The sequence below is a fragment of the Glaciimonas sp. OK215 genome, from assembly GCF_057787885.1.
In genome coordinates this window covers 1,183,109-1,199,557 of the sequence record NZ_CM173544.1, presented here as the reverse complement: position 1 = coordinate 1,199,557, position 16,449 = coordinate 1,183,109, and the positions used below count along the sequence as shown (strand labels likewise).

Annotated in this window: 12 protein-coding genes and 1 pseudogene; 1 reads left to right on the top strand and 12 read right to left on the bottom strand. The window is 55.1% G+C overall.

Going from position 1 to position 16,449, the window contains the following annotated elements; all coding sequences use genetic code 11:
- Positions 1–59: 59 nt before the first annotated feature.
- From AC3CHX_RS05325 to AC3CHX_RS05280, 10 genes are all read right to left on the bottom strand, one after another.
- On the bottom strand, positions 60–1,553 hold the full coding sequence (locus AC3CHX_RS05325) for an NCS1 family nucleobase:cation symporter-1 (protein ID WP_488643049.1): 1,494 nt from the start codon (positions 1,551–1,553) through the stop codon (positions 60–62).
- A 641-nt stretch (positions 1,554–2,194) separates the two neighbouring features.
- A complete protein-coding gene (locus AC3CHX_RS05320) occupies positions 2,195–2,521 on the bottom strand; it encodes an SDR family oxidoreductase (protein ID WP_488643048.1) in 327 nt (108 codons plus the stop codon).
- Between the two features lie 639 nt (positions 2,522–3,160).
- The gene (locus AC3CHX_RS05315) at positions 3,161–4,495 is read right to left on the bottom strand and encodes an MFS transporter (RefSeq protein ID WP_488643047.1); all 1,335 of its coding nucleotides are present in this window, start codon (positions 4,493–4,495) and stop codon (positions 3,161–3,163) included.
- A 726-nt stretch (positions 4,496–5,221) separates the two neighbouring features.
- The gene (locus tag AC3CHX_RS05310) at positions 5,222–6,445 is read right to left on the bottom strand and encodes an NAD(P)/FAD-dependent oxidoreductase (RefSeq protein WP_488643046.1); all 1,224 of its coding nucleotides are present in this window, start codon (positions 6,443–6,445) and stop codon (positions 5,222–5,224) included.
- On the bottom strand, positions 6,442–6,765 hold the full coding sequence (locus AC3CHX_RS05305; RefSeq protein ID WP_488643045.1) for a 2Fe-2S iron-sulfur cluster-binding protein: 324 nt from the start codon (positions 6,763–6,765) through the stop codon (positions 6,442–6,444). The genes AC3CHX_RS05310 and AC3CHX_RS05305 overlap by 4 nt, the downstream gene beginning before the upstream one ends.
- A 169-nt stretch (positions 6,766–6,934) precedes the next feature.
- On the bottom strand, positions 6,935–8,176 hold the full coding sequence (locus AC3CHX_RS05300) for a cytochrome P450 (RefSeq protein WP_488643044.1): 1,242 nt from the start codon (positions 8,174–8,176) through the stop codon (positions 6,935–6,937).
- 148 nt (positions 8,177–8,324) lie between these two features.
- Positions 8,325–9,767: an NAD-dependent succinate-semialdehyde dehydrogenase gene (locus AC3CHX_RS05295; RefSeq protein ID WP_488643043.1), complete on the bottom strand. Its 1,443-nt coding sequence runs from the start codon at positions 9,765–9,767 to the stop codon at positions 8,325–8,327.
- A gap of 211 nt (positions 9,768–9,978) precedes the next feature.
- Positions 9,979–10,953 carry a PDR/VanB family oxidoreductase gene (locus AC3CHX_RS05290; RefSeq protein WP_488643042.1) on the bottom strand — a complete coding sequence of 325 codons (975 nt, stop codon included), beginning with the start codon at positions 10,951–10,953 and terminating at the stop codon, positions 9,979–9,981.
- A 638-nt stretch (positions 10,954–11,591) separates the two neighbouring features.
- Positions 11,592–12,749, bottom strand: coding sequence for a Rieske 2Fe-2S domain-containing protein (locus AC3CHX_RS05285; protein ID WP_488643041.1), 1,158 nt, complete (start codon positions 12,747–12,749; stop codon positions 11,592–11,594).
- 23 nt (positions 12,750–12,772) lie between these two features.
- Positions 12,773–13,621, bottom strand: a complete 849-nt coding sequence (locus AC3CHX_RS05280) for a fumarylacetoacetate hydrolase family protein (protein ID WP_488643040.1) — start codon at positions 13,619–13,621, stop codon at positions 12,773–12,775.
- A gap of 342 nt (positions 13,622–13,963) precedes the next feature.
- Here AC3CHX_RS05280 and AC3CHX_RS05275 point away from each other — a divergent pair.
- Positions 13,964–14,068 (top strand): annotated as a pseudogene (locus tag AC3CHX_RS05275) (IS6 family transposase); the annotation flags it as partial.
- A 39-nt stretch (positions 14,069–14,107) separates the two neighbouring features.
- On the opposite strand, the gene AC3CHX_RS05270 reads toward AC3CHX_RS05275, so the two are convergent.
- A complete protein-coding gene (locus tag AC3CHX_RS05270) occupies positions 14,108–14,797 on the bottom strand; it encodes a Crp/Fnr family transcriptional regulator (protein WP_488643039.1) in 690 nt (229 codons plus the stop codon).
- A 342-nt stretch (positions 14,798–15,139) separates the two neighbouring features.
- Positions 15,140–16,267, bottom strand: coding sequence for a porin (locus AC3CHX_RS05265; RefSeq protein WP_488643038.1), 1,128 nt, complete (start codon positions 16,265–16,267; stop codon positions 15,140–15,142).
- Positions 16,268–16,449: the final 182 nt, after the last annotated feature.

Genomic DNA, 16,449 nt, shown 5'->3' with positions numbered 1-16,449 from the left:
GCTGTTTGCCGCCCCGACCTGTCGTTACCCAAGACATACCGAAGGGTCGGAGGCTTTCCTCAGCTGCGGTGCGCGTTCTTCATCATCCCGTAGTAGATTGCCGCGCCCGCCACGGCGCCGATGACCCAGCCGAAATTGTTCTCGGGCAGAACATTGAACAGTTGGGTACACAGTTCCCAGCCGATCGAGAGGAACCCAGAGATCACTAGCGAAGCGAGACCGACCTTGTTCCAGCCGCCGTCGTAGTAGAAGCGGCCCTTTGGCGACATTGTGTAGAGTTCGGCGGTATTGACGATCTCCTTCTTCAGCAGGTAGTAGTCGGCCACCATGACGCCGTAAAGGGGGGCGAGTACCGCGCCGAAGATGCTGACGAAGATGGTGATCGCCTTCGGGCTGTCGACGAAGATCCAGGGGCACACCATCGCGGCGAGGACCGAGGCGATCAAGCCGCCCTTCTTGAAGTCGACGTGCTTCGGGAACAGGTTGGCGATGTCGTAGGCCGGCGAGACGAAGTTGGCCACGATGTTGATGCCCATGGTGGCGATGATGAAGGTCACGCTGCCGATGAAGACGGCGATCTTGTTGTCTATCTTGGAGACGATCTCCATCGGATCCATGATCATGTGCCCGAACACCTTCACGCTTCCGGCAGTCACGATTACGACGATGATCGCAAACAGAATGAAGTTCACGGGCAGGCCGAGAAAGTTGCCGATCTTCATCTGCCGCTCGCTCTTGCCGAAGCGCGAGAAGTCGCCGAAGTTCAACAGCAATGCGGCGAAATAGCTGACCACCAGCAGGATAGCGCTGCCCATCGCAGTGAACGATTCGGCGCCAGTCAGCACCTTGTCGCCCAAGGTGAGGTTCAGCGAGCCCATGCCAGCTTGCGACAGGGTCCACCCCATCAGCACGAACATCACCACGTACACCGCGGGGCCGCAGAAGTCGATGAACTTGCGGATCGTCTCCATGCCGCGCTGGAAGATCATGAGCTGGAAGAACCACATGAACAGAAAGCTGATCCAGCCCAGCATGTCTAGCCGCAGGAAACTCGAATCGCGCAGCGCCACCGCTCCCGGCGCGAAAAGCAGGATCAGGATCGCAACCGCCTTCGAGGCGAAATAGGTCTGCACCCCGTACCAGACGATGCCCACGACGCCGCGGATGGTGGCCGCGAGGTTGGCGCCCATGACGCCCATGCTGACCCGTGCCATGACCGGGAATGGAATGCCGTGGACCAGGCTCGGCTTGCCGATCCAGTTCATGAGGATGAAGACCAGCACGATGCCGACCGTGAGCGCGATTAGCACCTGCCAGCCCGACAGGCCAAGTAGGAACAGGCTGGCGGCGAAGGTATAGCCCCCCACGCTATGCACATCCGACATCCACATCGCGAAGATGCTGTAGCCGGTCCAGGTGCGTTTCTCCTTCGGCACCGGCGCGAGGTCTTCGTTGTAAAGGCGTGGATCGGCGCCCGGTATCACATGGTCCGAATCGAATTGACCGGGCGGCAGGTGGCCGTCAGCGGCTGTGGTAGCGACGTTTGACATCATCGTCTCCTTATGGTTTGTCGATCATGATGCAACTTGCTATGGCTGGCCGGCTAAGAGCTGGGTCAGATTGACTGCAGGCTGCTCGATAAAATCGTTTGAACCATGCCTATCCGGTTGATTGCCAATCATGCTATTGGGTGAGTCCACGCACCGCTGTAGAGCGCCTCGTAAGTGGGTGCCGAAGCATGCGACGCGGGCCGCGTCATCGGAAAGCCCCGAGGGTCCATGCAAGAAATTTAGCATCGAACCACCATTTTGGCAATCAACCGCAGGGCTGTTAACTTTTCAAGAGTTGTGTTAACGTAACTTTTTGAATTGTGTATGGTGAAAAGCAGATCCCGTTTGAATCCCTGTTCCAAACCGGGTGGTGGTGCCTCGCGGTTATCATCATCGACCATCTTCCAAACCATGTCGATTTGCCGTTCACGCTGCTCGAAGTCGTGGAACAGGCCAATGTTCCACGACAGGCAACAAGTCATAACGCTCTGTCGGGTAGCCGCCGTGCATTACTGCGCAGCGGCCCCCTCAGAACCGTGCATGCACCTTTTAATGCACACGGCTCAAGCCTTTCAAAGCCCCCGTTTGGAAGCCGGTTTCATTACTGTTAAACCACGACTATGGATCTGTCGGTGGCAATCACGTCAACCGAAGTAAAAGTACAAAGAGAGCGGACGAAATCGGGGGCTGCATTCCTTGGCCATGTAGCTGGTTAACACCGTCATGCCTCCCTTCATTGCGGCGTAGGCGGAATATCCTGTCGCCAGGCCGTGCTGGAAGACTGAATTGGTCGCCACGTTGACGATCGCGCCGCCGTCTGCAAGGACCCGAAGCAGAGCTCGTGTCAAGAAGTATGGGTCCTTGAACAGTACACGCATGCAGGCGTCAAACTGCTCTTCGGAGTTGGTCCAACGCGTTCGCTGGTAAAGGATGGATATGCGTGAAACAATAATATTGTTTCCCTGCCTCATCGTGGGCTCGTTGGCCGGGGCGCATGAAGTGAGTACCCCTCTGTTGTCTTGGGCTTTCGTTTCCTGTTGATCACATTCGGATCGTGAACGGCGGGACCACCAGGTCGTCGCTTTACATGCGCCCCTCGCAAGAGAAAGCTATTTCTCCACCAAATAGCCGGATAGATGTGCGAGCGAATCCCTGTGACCTTGTAGTTTTGTCATTGCACTTTTAAGCCAATCTATCCTTACGAGGTAAAATTTAGCCTCGTCAACCTTCCGCGGTATGTCGGCCTGGCCGACGTTCTTCGGCAAGATCACGAAGACGTTTTCATCTTTCAGCCTCTAACAACTCAATGTGCGAAGTTGTGCCGATGTGTAACGGTGCATCTCAGGGATTGCGGCTGCACTTAGCAAAGTGTGAATTTGGCCGCAAGCAGATCATGCTCGTTTTGATTGCCGAGAATGCGCTGCGTCCCGATGAATACGTTCGCGCCTTCAACGATGACAGTAGCCTCTTCCGGGGGCGTCTTAATTATTTTTTCTTTTTTGATAGACCGAACATTTGAAACCCTACTAGCCGCCCCCATCTTCTTATCGTGACAAAACCCTTGCGAGCAATCAACCAGATACAAGGTCACCAAAGCTCGCGCGACAAAATTATCTCCTAGCCCCTTTGGATGATTTGTTTGCCGGAATTGCAATCAACAAAATAAGAGCGCCAAACAAAGTGATTCCACCCATTAGCGTTAGTCCGAGATAAATACTTCCCGTGCTGGCTTTCATCCAGCCAACTAAAGTTGGACTCACAAATGCCGCTAATCCTCCCACACTGGTAATCAGGGCAATACCGCTAGCTTTAGAGTTTCCAGGCAGGAAAGTTGCCGGAATTGTCCAAAACACCGTATAGGTACCGTAAGACGCGGCAGCCGCGATTGAAAGCAGCGTAATGGCAATCGGTGTGTTGTGGGATGCTAGTGGTAAAAGTGCAAAACACAGGGCGACGACAGCGCAACTCGCGGCGAAGTGCCAGCGTCGCTCCATTTTGCGATCAGAGCTATAGCCTACGAGATAGGTGCCGGCCCCTCCAGCCAAGAAAACGATGCTGGACAACAATCCGACATTGAATAAATCCTTCACGCCAACATCGCGGATGATGGTTGGTGCCCAAAGCACTATAGAGTTAAACGATACCACTATGCAAAAATACACTATGATTCCGACGTAGACTTTGGCGTTCTTTAATGCCTCAAGCAGTCCGTGTCCACTGCGGGATGTTCCTTTTTCCTCTGCCGCGAGGTCACCGAGGACGATGGCTTTCTCTTGCGCAGTTAGCCATGTCGCATCCCGGGGTTGATCGCTGAGGAAAAAGAATGCGGCGACGCCCAGGATAACTGCAGGTATTCCTTCAAGCAGGAACAACCATTGCCAGCCATGCAGGCCATGCACCCCAGCCAGGTGGACCATGATCCAGGTGGAGACAGGTCCGCCAATGACGCCAGCCGCGGCGGCACCCATCATGAAGAAACCTGTCGCTCGTCCCCGACGCGCAGCCGGAAACCAATAGGTTAAATAAAACATAACGCCCGGGAAAAACCCAGCCTCTGCAGCTCCGAGGAGAAAGCGCATTACGTAGAATTGAAGCGGCGAACTCACGAACATCAGTGCGCTTGAGGTCAATCCCCAGAGAACCATGATGCGCAGCAGCGTGCGGCGCGCGCCGACACGCTGCATCATGATATTGCTTGGAACTTCAAACAACGAATAGCCGATGAAGAAAAGCCCCGCTCCAAATCCGTAGGCGGCCTCGGAAAAACTCAGGTCGCTCATGAACTGGAGCTTGGCGAAACTGATATTAGCGCGGTCGATGTAGGAGACGAAATAGCAAAGGACGAGAAACGGCATGATCCGAATGGCCACCTTGCGGTAAGTCCGATCGATTTCGTCAGGCAGATGGCCGGCCGCGACTGAAGGATATGGTTGAGAGGTGTGCATGTAATCCTTATTGACTGTTAAGTAAAGATTCAATTCAAAGGAGCGATAGCCGATACAGACGACTTCCGATGTTTACGGAAAGCGTGGCGTTTCCAGGATGGAAAACGAGCGCAATTCACGTACCATGGACGCCGCTTGGGCTCTGTCATGCTCCAACGCTTTAAGCTGCGGGCACTGCACTCCAGATGACAGACGTGGATTGGCCTTGAATGCGCCAACACGTGCGTGCTTGTCTATTCGTACGTTTTCCGGTATCCGGATATTGCTCAGCCTGGGCGAGTACATTCCATTTGGCGCAGGTGGTCAGCAGCACGGCCCAAATCACCTTGAAAAGTCCTTTTTGCATTAACGTCTATCTCCATATCTTATAGTTTCTTATAATTTCTTATAGTTTGAATCGCGACCAACTCTGACACTATGGTGTCCATAGTGTTGATGAGAAAACCTCAATCAGTGCGGCTCGTTTACTAGCGTTTTTTGCCACCGAATTATCTTGCAAAGACTTATGGCGTCAAGGTTGCTTCGGCTGTCAATTTAATGATATCCGCCGCAAGAACCGTGGTTATAAGAAATCGGCGGGACACTGTCTCTTTTGTTGCATTTCGAGTCGCCGTCAATACCTTGCCCCGTTAAGAAGCACTAACACTATGACGGTTAAAGTTGCCGCCAGTAAAGTTGGAAGCCATGTAAGGAGGACTTATCCTATCTTTTCAGAGCCGATCGAAATTACGCCAAGAACTTGATAGCAGCCTTCAAGCCCATTTCAGCGATCGGCCGCAGTTCCGACAGCGTTGGGGCCGTATTCTCAGCAAGGAGCTTACGGATGGCTACGTGATCGCTTGGACTGTTGATAGATTCGCCATACACCAGCTTGTTGTTGCGCCAACCAAGCACGCTGAACGCGTTCGACTCAACAGCACCAGTAAGCAACCATTCCTCCACACGGTCGATGCGGCCGGCCATCTGAAGCCGAACGCCGGCTTGCTGGGTCCAGAACCATGGCACATCAGGTACGGGCACGGGAATGCCTGCAATCGTTGCCGCTGCTCGCCGCGCATGATCGGCGGCATTACCGATGGATTCCAGCCGTGTGCCCCCCCCTTCATCATCCAGGAAGCGCGCGCAGTCGCCGATCGCGAAAATATCCGGATCCTTAGTGCGCAAGGTTCCGTCCACGACGATTCCGTTGTCAAAATCGAGGCCGAAATCTGTAACCCATCCACCATTTGCGATGGCGCCAACCCCCTGCACCACAAGGTCTGCCTCCACGTATGTTCCATCCGACAGGTTGACCCGCCCAACGCGACCTGACTGACCAGTTATTTCCTGAACGGTAGCGTTGAAACGGAAATTCGTGCCCCCCTCTTCGTGCCGGGCGCGCATGTAGCCTGACGTGAACTCGCTCGCGGTTCGGGGCATCGCGCGTCCGGCAGTCTCCATGACCGTCACGGGCAGCCCACGTTTTGCGGCCGATGATGCAAATTCCAGCCCGATGAAACCGGCACCGATGACGCCCACGCTGGTGGCGGACGCAAGGTCGTCTCTGAGCGCGGTGGCTTGCTCTAGCGTGTGCAGGTGATGCATGCCAGCTAGTGTGGCGCCCGAAAGCCGGAGTTGTCGTGGACTCGATCCAAGAGCCAGCACGAGCGTCGAATAGTCGAGGCTCCCATTGCTGGTCTCCACGACCTTTCGATCCCTGTTGATGCTCAACACCTCGCAGTTAAGCATCAGCTCGATATTGGCGCCTGAGAAAGCGTCGTGGCCACGTAACGTCAGCTCTTCAGGACCGCCGGACCCGTTGATCCATGATTTGGACATGGGCGGACGCTCGTATGGGACAAAGCCACTTTTGTCCAGCACAGTGATGCGCCCTGTGTAATCACGCTCGCGCAGGCCGAATGCGACGTCGACGCCACCATGCCCGCCACCGACGATAATGACGCCGCTCATCGCTGCAACTTAGGAAGATGAACGACCAGGTTCTCATGCTCCGGCTTGATGATGATCGCACACGACAGTCGGCTGTTGGGCAGGCGATCGGATGCCGTCGCTTCGAGCATTTCGTCTTCATCGACGGAGATTTCTGGCAATGTATTGAGAAACTCTTCGGCAACGTAGACGTGGCATGTCGCGCACATCTTCTGGCCACCACATTCGGCGTAGATACCCGAGATCCCGTGGCGCTGCGCGGACTTCATCAGGCTGGTCCCAACCGTGCAATCGATGGTTCTCGACTTGCCGTTGGCATCTATAAAAATCACGTTAGGCATAATATTCCTCTTCCATGAAGATAATTACTCCGCGTCATCGCGCGGCATTAGTTTCAGCGCCTGGTTTGGGCATCGGCGAACGGCCAGCTTTACACGCTCGAGTATTTCCGGGTTCGACGGCAACGATCCATCTTTTATCGGTCATTGCAAATATTCCTCCCAACCAGATTCAACGCGAAAGACGCACTTGCAAGTGTTTGAAGCCATTCGATTGCAGGGATCGTTCGCGAATAGGGTCTGCAATGGCCTGCGCGTTGGGAAAGCGAGCAAACAACTCTTGGAACAGCATCCAGATTTCACGGCGAGCAATGTTCGCACCCATGCAAAAGTGTGGTCCACCTGCACCGAAGCTCTGGTGCAGATTTGGATCTCGTGTGATGTCGAAATTGAACGGATCCGAGAACAGGCGTGGATCACGGTTCGCCGCGATAAACCACATGCCGATCTTCTGTCCCTTCTTCATCTGGACGCCTTTGAATTCGATGTCTCGGGTCAGAACGCGCCCCTGATGCTTGATCGGCGTCGCCCAGCGAATGACCTCATCTGCCATCGTCCTCTCGTGCAGCACAGGATCGCTGATGAACAGGCGGCGCTGGTCCGGGAACTGCGTGAACGCCAGCATCCCGTGCGAAAGCGCTGCACGCGTCGTGCCACTGCCGGCAGCAATCATCAGACCAAAATATCCGCCCAACTCTTCCTTGTCGAGCAGCTGACCATCGACCCGAACCTGAGCAAGTTCTGAAATCAGATCTTCCTTAGGGTCGAGCAAACGCTTTGCTGCGAGATTGATGCCATATTCGCGAAGTTCCATGACCGCTTGCTGCGGGATCTCAGGTTTGCCGGCATATTCAGGTTCCTGCTCGGAGCGGCCGATCTTCGACAACTCCAGCAGACGCGGCCGGTCTGCGGGGTCGATGCCAACCAGGTCACTGATGATCTCGAAAGGAAGAATGGCCGCCAAATCGTCTACAAAATCGATCTCCTGGCCATCGGAAAATTGAGATACCAACCGGCGCGCTTGCTCTCGAACGTAATCCTCCAGCCTGCCCACCTGGCGCGGCATAAACGCCTTGCTCACGCGTTTGCGGTTCACTGTGTGGTCGGGCGGATCGAGTTCGATCAACGCGCCCGTGCCGGGCCGGATCTTGGTGCCGGCATCATGATAGACACGCACACCATATTTGCTGCAGAAGGTTTCCCAGTCCTTGTCAACTTCGGCGATGTCTTCGTAGTCAAGGAGTGCCCAAAAGCCCTTGCCACACTCGGGATGCTCGTGCCACGAAATCGGCTGTTCCTTACGTAAAATCGCGAGCGCACCATGGAAGTCATCTCTCAGCCAGAAATCGGGATCCGCGAGATTGATCTCGGGGAGGCTTAAAGTCGTTTGAAGTGCGGTCTCTTGCAATAGCATTTTTATCTCCTTTTAACGCCGTCGATGCTGCTTTCTTCTTCATTGGCAGACATGTTCTCTAAGCGTCATGTTATTTATCACACACAAAATTGCTGACAGGATCAGCATGGGCGGCGCAAGCTGTTTTCCTGCCATCCACCCCTTGCGGTCAAACTCGCGCGGTCCGTTGCAGCACTGTCTTCGTAATGGTGTAGGGCTCCAGACTCTGCGCGCCGCCCTCGCGCCCGATGCCGCTTTCCTTGACGCCGCCGAAGGGTGTGTCGGCGCCGCACATGCCGAAGTGATTGATCGACAGCACACCGCACTCCAGTTCGCGCGTGAAGCGCTCCGCCTCTTCAAGCGAATTGGTGAAGGCATAGCCGGCAAGTCCTACGGACAGGCTGTTGGCGAGCGCTATGCCTTCGTCCAGGTCGGCGACCTGCACGCACAGCGCCATCGGGCCGAATGGTTCGGTGGACATCGCCTTGGCGTGCGCCGGCACGTCGGCGAGTACGGTCAGCGCATAGAAGAAACCGCGTTCGCCGATGCGCCGGCCACCGGCCGCGACGCGCGCGCCGCAGGCCTTGGCGTCCTGCACCAACTCGTCGATCGCCGCGAGACGCTTGCCGTTGAGGAGCGGCCCCATCTGCACACCCGGCTCGAAGCCATCGCCCACGCGTACTTCGCTGGCGACCTGGGCGAATGCATCGACGAAGGCGGCGTAGGACTTCTGGTGAACGATGAAGCGCGTCGGCGAGGCGCAGAACTGGCCCGCCAAGCGCATCTTGGCGCTGCCTGCGAGCCTGCCCAGTGCCGTGGCGTCGACGTCCGCGCCGATCAGCACCGGCGCATGGCCGCCCAGTTCCATCAGCACCGGCTTCATGGCCGCAGCAGCGAGCTGGGTCAGGTGCTTGCCGACCCCTACCGATCCGGTGAAGGTCACCATGCGGATGACCGGCGAGGCGATCAGCGTCGAGGAAATCAGGGACGGATTGCCGAAAACGAGATTGAGCACGCCAGGCGGCAGGCCGGCATCGATGAAGCATTGTACGAAGGCGCACGCGGTGCCCGGGGTTTCCTCGGCGGCTTTGATGATCACCGAACAGCCCGCGGCGATCGCGCCGCTGATCTTGCGTGCAGGGGAACCGATCGGAACGTTCCACGGAGTGAAGGCGGCCACCGGGCCGACCGGCAACCGAAGGATCATCTGCTGCATCTGTGGCCCGGCCGGAACGATACTGCCGTAGAGGCGCTGCGCCTCCGCCGCATCCCATTCGAGAAAGGCGGTGGCGCGCGCCACTTCGTTGCGCGCGTCGGCGATCGGCTTGCCTTGTTCTAGCGTGAGGATCTGTGCGATCGACTCTGCACGCTCGCGCACCAGCGCGCAAGTGCGCAGCAGCAACTGCGCCCGTTGCAGCGGCGGTGTGTCGCGCCAGACGCGGAAGCCACGCTCCGCGGCGGAAAGCGCGCGCGAGAGATCCTCTGACGTCGCGCCCGGTACGCTGCCGAGGCGAGCCTCGTTGCTCGGATTGACGACCTCGGTATAGGCGGGGCGGTCATAGAGCCATTCGCCGTCGATATACAGCCCGATACGCGGATAGGTTGAGTCCATCGTGGTTTCTTTCGTAGTTATGTTCGAATCGCCGACTTCGGGTGTAGTCGCCGTGTACGCTAGCTCTCGCGTCTGTCAAACGACCGCGCTGCTCGGCGTTATCCTATGTCGGTAGGTACTAGTATCGCTACCACCCGCAAGTATTGCGAGGATCTAGTGCGATTGATTGTCCGGATTGTTACGGTTTAGTGACTCGACTGGCATCGCGCGCTCACAAATCGAGAATCAATTCCGTAGTTTTTGCCCGCGAACAACAAATCATCATCGTCGCTCCGGACTCGCGCTCACTATCGCTAAGTACAAGATCATGGTGATCAGGGAGTCCGCCAAGCACGTTTGTTTCGCATGCTCGGCAGATACCGGCCATGCATGAATAAGACACCTCTACGCCTGCATTAAGTACCGCATCCAGAATCGTGGTTGTCGGCCCAACCGTCACCGTCTTGTTGGATTTTGATAGAACGACAATGAATTCCTCTTCGCTGCCCTTCTCCGCCTGCGCTGATGCCGGCGCGGCAAAATATTCCCGATGCACCGTATCGGGATTACGCCCTTCGCAGGCTGCTTCGAAAGCACGCAACATCGGGATCGGTCCGCAGCAATACAGGTCTGCATCATGCGGACTGGAATCGACAATTTGCTGAAGGTTGAGCATTCTGTCTCTCTGTCCACCGTCGAAATTGAGATGGATCGTGCCACCGGCGTCAGAGGCGAGTGACGAAAGCTGCTCTACGTACGCCGCCCGCTCTGGAGCCTGCGCAGAATAGTAAATCGTCCAGGGGGCGCCGATCTGCGACAGGCGTTGCACCATGCTCCATAACGGCGTGATGCCAATGCCACCGGCAATGAAGATAGAATGCGATGCAGATTCCATCAGGGCGAAGCTGTTGCGCGGTTCTGAAATGGTGAGGACATCACCGACCCGAAGTACCTCATGCAGATATCTCGATCCGCCCCTGCTATTGGCATCGCGGCTCACTGAAATGACGTAGCGATGCTTCTCGCCTTGCGCATTGACTAACGAGTAGCTGCGTATCCTGCCACCAGGAAGATGCAGATCAATGTGAGATCCGGCAATCGCCACCGGCCACTCTTCACCATCGATCGGTCTCAGGTCAATGCCGAGAATATCCTCTGCCAGAAACTCAATCGCATGTATCTTTGCTTTAATTGTTCGCATCGTCATCTCCAAATTTTATTTTTTATCCGATCACGTTGGGTATCGGCCTGACATGGGTTTCACACTTCACTCAAATCATCAGGAATCGATACTGACTACGTGGATTAATCTGATTCAGGAGGTTTAGTTTGATAACGCAGAGCGATACCAATCGCTCCTCACCTCGTACGTACAATTGTCTCGCTATGGCCGATGCACGGCGAGCGCCGGCATGCATCCTTTGTCGCGATGATGTCAATTCACACCCAGCAGCATTTCCGCGCAACGTCTCACTAGCGCATATCGTATTGGGAGCCGGAGGGGGCGTTGATTCGTTCCCGAAGCAGTTGTATCGTGGCTTCATGAATGAGCGTCACCAGTTGGACGTTGCCGCCCACGCCGGTCTGAACGGACGAGATTGCTCGCGCTCCCGCTATCGAGGTTCGCTATCTATAGGACGGAGCGAGGCGGGCAAGATTGCGCATGACGCATTGAGCAACGCCCATCAACGGCGTGGGAGAAATTGCAGATCGGCTATACAAAATGAACAGAGGTCAGCAATCGTGCGCCACAGTCCCGGCATGGCCACCCGCTCAGGGCGAGCGTATAGACCAGGCCTCGACGACAAGCCGAGGCCTAATCCTCCTACTGCGGGAAGCAGTTTTTTACCTAGCCATGTCACCTTTGACGAACAGCAAGGACGAACGCTCCAGCCGCCGCCATGCTTTCGTCGGCGTGCCCGCACGCATCGCTTCAAGCTCGCGCCAGAGGATCCTGCGCAACGTTGCGATGCCCAAATCCGATGAGCCTAGCTTCTCATTCACGCGATCTGCGATAGCACCCTGACCGACCAAAACGACATAGTCCTGTGCCGCGGTCAAGCGAATCAGCGGATCAACCGGATACTCGCCAGCGAACAATTCGTCGTGGTAGTCGGCGGCATTGTAGTCACCGACATCCTTGAAGTAGGCCGTGATGCGCTCGTTCGACTCAGGCGTCGACAGAGGCACCGCGTAAAGCGACGTTCGCATCACATGTGTATCGTCGATCGGCACCATCCAGTTGGAGACCTCGATCCAAGGATCTTCAGGGCTAATCCCCGGCATCGTTACATGGTTCTCGGAAGGGAACGTCCAGTCGCTCACGCGTACTTGCGCGCTTGCACGGCGGGTCGCCGTTTGGCATATGCCAGCCTCGGTTTCCTGATAAGCCAGTTCCGGAACCTCGGTGGTAATGGCATTACCGAACTCACCGACCCGACCCATCACATGGGCGAAGCTCACATGCGCAGCATCTAGAGAATTCTCAACATTTTGCAGCCAGTTGCAAGGCCATATCTGCTTGCGTTGAAACAGCATGACATCCGGGCGCTCGAACGCTGCATTACGCGGGAGATCAAATTCGGGCGGCTCGCCTTCGCCCATGTACGCGAATATGAGCCCGCTGTACTCATGAACAGGATAAGCGGCAATTCGGATGTTCGTTTCGCGGCAATTCCGTTCCGCCGGACGCTCAACACATTTTCCTTCACCGTCGAATTTCCAACCGTGATACATGCAACGGATTTCTTCACCCTCGATCCAACCCGTATGCAGCATGGTCAGGCGGTGAGCGCATCGCCCGGCAACAAGATGGGCATTCCCATTCTCGCTGCGGTAGAGCGTCAGATCTTCGCTCAGCAGACGCACTTTTTTCGCTTTTCCTGGCGCCACATCTGCAGAAATCGCGATGGGATGCCAAAACCGTCGCAAGAGTTGCCCCATCGGCGTATCTGCGGACGTTCCCGACAGCTGCATCATTTTTTCGGCCAATTGACCGTGCATTTTGATTGGTACTGTACTCATGGTTAAGCCACCTTTACACGTAAAATATCAAGCCCACTCACTTCGACCGACAAGTCGTCACCACTGATCAAGAAACGATTGCGGGCGATGCCGACACCGGCTGGTGTACCGGTGGCAATAATGTCGCCCGGCAGCAATACCATGTATGAGGACAGAGTCGCGATGATTTCCTCTGTCGAAAAAATCATTTCCTTCATGCTGCAGTCCTGCACCACCTCGCCGTTCAGCCGCGTCGTGATGTTCAGGCTTCGCTTACGCACCGCGTCTACGACTTGCGCCCCGCACGTGATTGCCGGCCCCAGCGCCGAGGCTTCGTCCAATCCCTTTGCGGCAGTCCAGTCCGGCCACCACGACTGCCCGGCAGGAACCCTCGTGAGATCTCGAGCGGAACCGTCATTGAGCGCGCAAATGCCAACGACATAATCCAGTGCATCCGCCACCGATACCGATTTGCAACGCTTACCGATCACCACCCCAATTTCGCCCTCGTAATCGAAGCGAGATGTCAACGTCCGATCCGGATTCAACACGCCCTCGTGGCCAACAAAATTTGTCGGCGCCTTGTAAAACGCCAAGGGCCTCTCCGGCGGCTTTGCGCTCGCTTCAGCTCCATGAGCGTGGTAGTTAACAGCGACCGCAAAAATTCTGGCATGCGGATCAACGGGCGGCAGCATGACTGCATCTGAGCACGCGATTTTTCTTGCATTTTGACTCGCAGGTACGGCCGCTTCCAAGGCCTGATTCAGCTCGTCTCGCTCGCAAACCACCTTGATAAAATCGCCCTCAATTTGGCCGATCAGAATTTGATCGCCTACTTGGTATCGACCAAGCCTAAAACTCTCTTCTTGCATTTCGAGCCTTTTTACTTTGGTTTTGATGCTTTCATTGTGAATGTTCCAAATCTACAAGGCGAGCACCTGATCCGATACTTTGTACGGTTTGTTGCATTCGACAAAGGGAACGGAGAACGCAAGTAGCGGTTTGCGGCTACCGGCCTTCCCTGCTCCTCAATGGCAAGTAGAATCAAGACACAACGAAGGTGGAAGTTGCCGTCAGAAAATGATGCGGCAGTCGATTTTCACGAACGCTTCGTAAATGAAAATGAGACGTTCGAATCGTAAGCGCAAGCGCCTGAAGGGGTCTGTCACGTTGGAGGGTAGTCGGGTGAGAGCACGAGATGAAACGAGACGAGGGAGACGAAATCTCTCTATCATGCCTACCGCTTTCCGGCAGGAATCATCGGCTGCGCGGTGCGTTGGTACTATTGGTTTAACCTTGCCTGGCGTGATATCGAGGATGCGGCACGAGCGACATTTAGCGTTTGTGGCGTACAAACATTATTCGAAATGCTCTGCCATCTTTTCAAGCTTACCGATGTCACTGATTACAATTCGTCCATATAGAACTTGAACTGCGCCCTCTGATTCCATCTCCCGTAAAACTCTATTGACAACCTGGCGACGCGTGCCAAGCATCGTTGCAATTTCCTCTTGGGACAGGTTGATCGAAGACACGCGACCGCCACGAGCGCTTCTCGTATAGATAGAGTTGAGAAGGGCTGCCACTCTTGCACGGGTCGACAGGACCGCAGCTCCTTCATACCTATCCAGCGCACCACGATGTCGATTAACCATTGCACACATTAAAGAGTACGCAAGACTTCCGTCATGACTAATCATTTCACGCAGCAGCTCGCCAGAGATTCGGACGAGTACGGTTTTCTCCCTGCATTCCGCGGTATAGAAATGGAGTGACCGGGTAATCACTGGTCCAATGCCGTGAAACTCCCCCGCGAGATGGATTCCAGCTGTAAAGTTGCGCCCGGATGGCATTTTCCTTATCAAATGCATCGAGCCTGTCGCAAGCAAATATAGGTAGGTAGGCACTTCACCCGTCCGATGAATAACGGTGTTTGCTTCAACCGTAATTGCGTCGGCCGCCTGGACGAGCCGCAAGATAGCTGCGTCTGGCCAATTGGCAAAGAGCTCGGATTGCGAAATCGTCAGCCGGACCAGTGTGTTTTCCATATCAGCGGAACCAGTTAGGGCCCTTAGTTACGATTGCCCCGGTGAATCGGACACCCCACCGAGCGGTGCGAGCATCACGTAGCGACCGGCAGGCTGCCATTTCGAACCATGACAGAACTGCTATAGCAGATGCACTTAAGAAGTGCTCGATGAGAGTATGTAACTACAGTGTAGATTAGTCCACACTTGAATCAATGTGCGTCAAATACATTCTCGCAAAGTCGTCCTTGGAAGTAAAATCGTGCGATCAGTTTTGCCAATCAGCAACCGTACCCAGCCCGCATTTTCATCTGCTCTCAAAGTACAGAATGGCGCTGCAATTGTCTTGCAGCGCCAACGTGATCAGAACCGATGGCGTATCCCAAGCGTCAGACCTGCCTGATTGTCACCAGGATTGACGGTCCCATCTAACGCCATAGCAGCCTTTGCCTGATTTCGCATCAACCCCAGCTCTGAATAGATATCGGTTCGCTTGGAGAGTGCATAGCTTCCAAGGAGCGTGTACATTCCAGTTCTGTTTGAAGCGCCGGCAGGATCGTAGGAATATGCTGCAGCGAGCAACGTCACTGCGGCAGTGGGGTTGTATGACATTGCAACCCAGTAGAGATTCGTCCTCGTGGAGGTTGGTGACGTATGCATGTTTCGTCTCTGAAAGGCGGCGTATAACTTTACTGGCTTAAAGTCAGCGGTTATCCCCAGTGCCATTCGCTCAACCGTATTCTGCTGGGTGGCTACTGAAGTGCCATTTTGGCGATCATACAGCACGCCAGTCAACACATTTCCAAACTGATAGTTGACGTTTGTAGACACTTCCTTTCCGACCTGGAATGCGCCCGGGACTTCGCCTCCGTTTACGATAGTGCTGTCAAAGCCAAAGCTATATTGGGCACTGAGATTCAAGCCTCCAAATTTCCCCCCGTATCTGATCGCATTATCGGCGCGACTAGCGAAGGCGGCATCCAGCGCAAGCGCCGAATAACGTGCGGGAATCATGGGGTCGTAGATCGCGCCAAAATCAAATATCGGTGTCGTCTCTCGCCCCAGTTGCACCTCGCCAAATTTTCCTGCCAGACCAACGTAAGCTTGGCGCCCGAAAAGGCGTCCGCCATTGGCAAGAACACCGGTGTCGGCCGAAAAGCCATTCTCAAGTCCGAAGACCGCTGCCAATCCATCTCCTAGGTCTTCTCGACCGCGAAATCCGATGCGCGAAGCAGCTGCGTTTCCCGAGTCCACTTTAGCCAGGCTTCCGGTCGCGGTGCCCGTACTGCTTACTCGCGCCTTATTTACATATTCGACCCCGACGTCGACGATCCCGTATATTTGAACGTTTGTTTGCGCGTGCAGGGCGGTGGATGCCATCACTGAGCCCAACAGTATTGTTGCGTTAAGCGCCTTCATTTTGTCTCCTGTGTAAGTTGTAATTATTTTGTTGAGCTGTTCCATGAGCGATGCCGGGAACATATCGGTCATTTCTTATGGCTCGATAATTTGAATCGCGGCCAACTGTGACGCAATGGTGTCCAAAAATCCCACTCAGTGCGACTCGTTCACGATCGTTTTTTGCCACCGAATTATCTGGCAAGGACACATGCCGTCAAACGATTTCCGCCAGCAAATTAATAATATCCGTCGCAAGAACCGTAGTTAAAAAA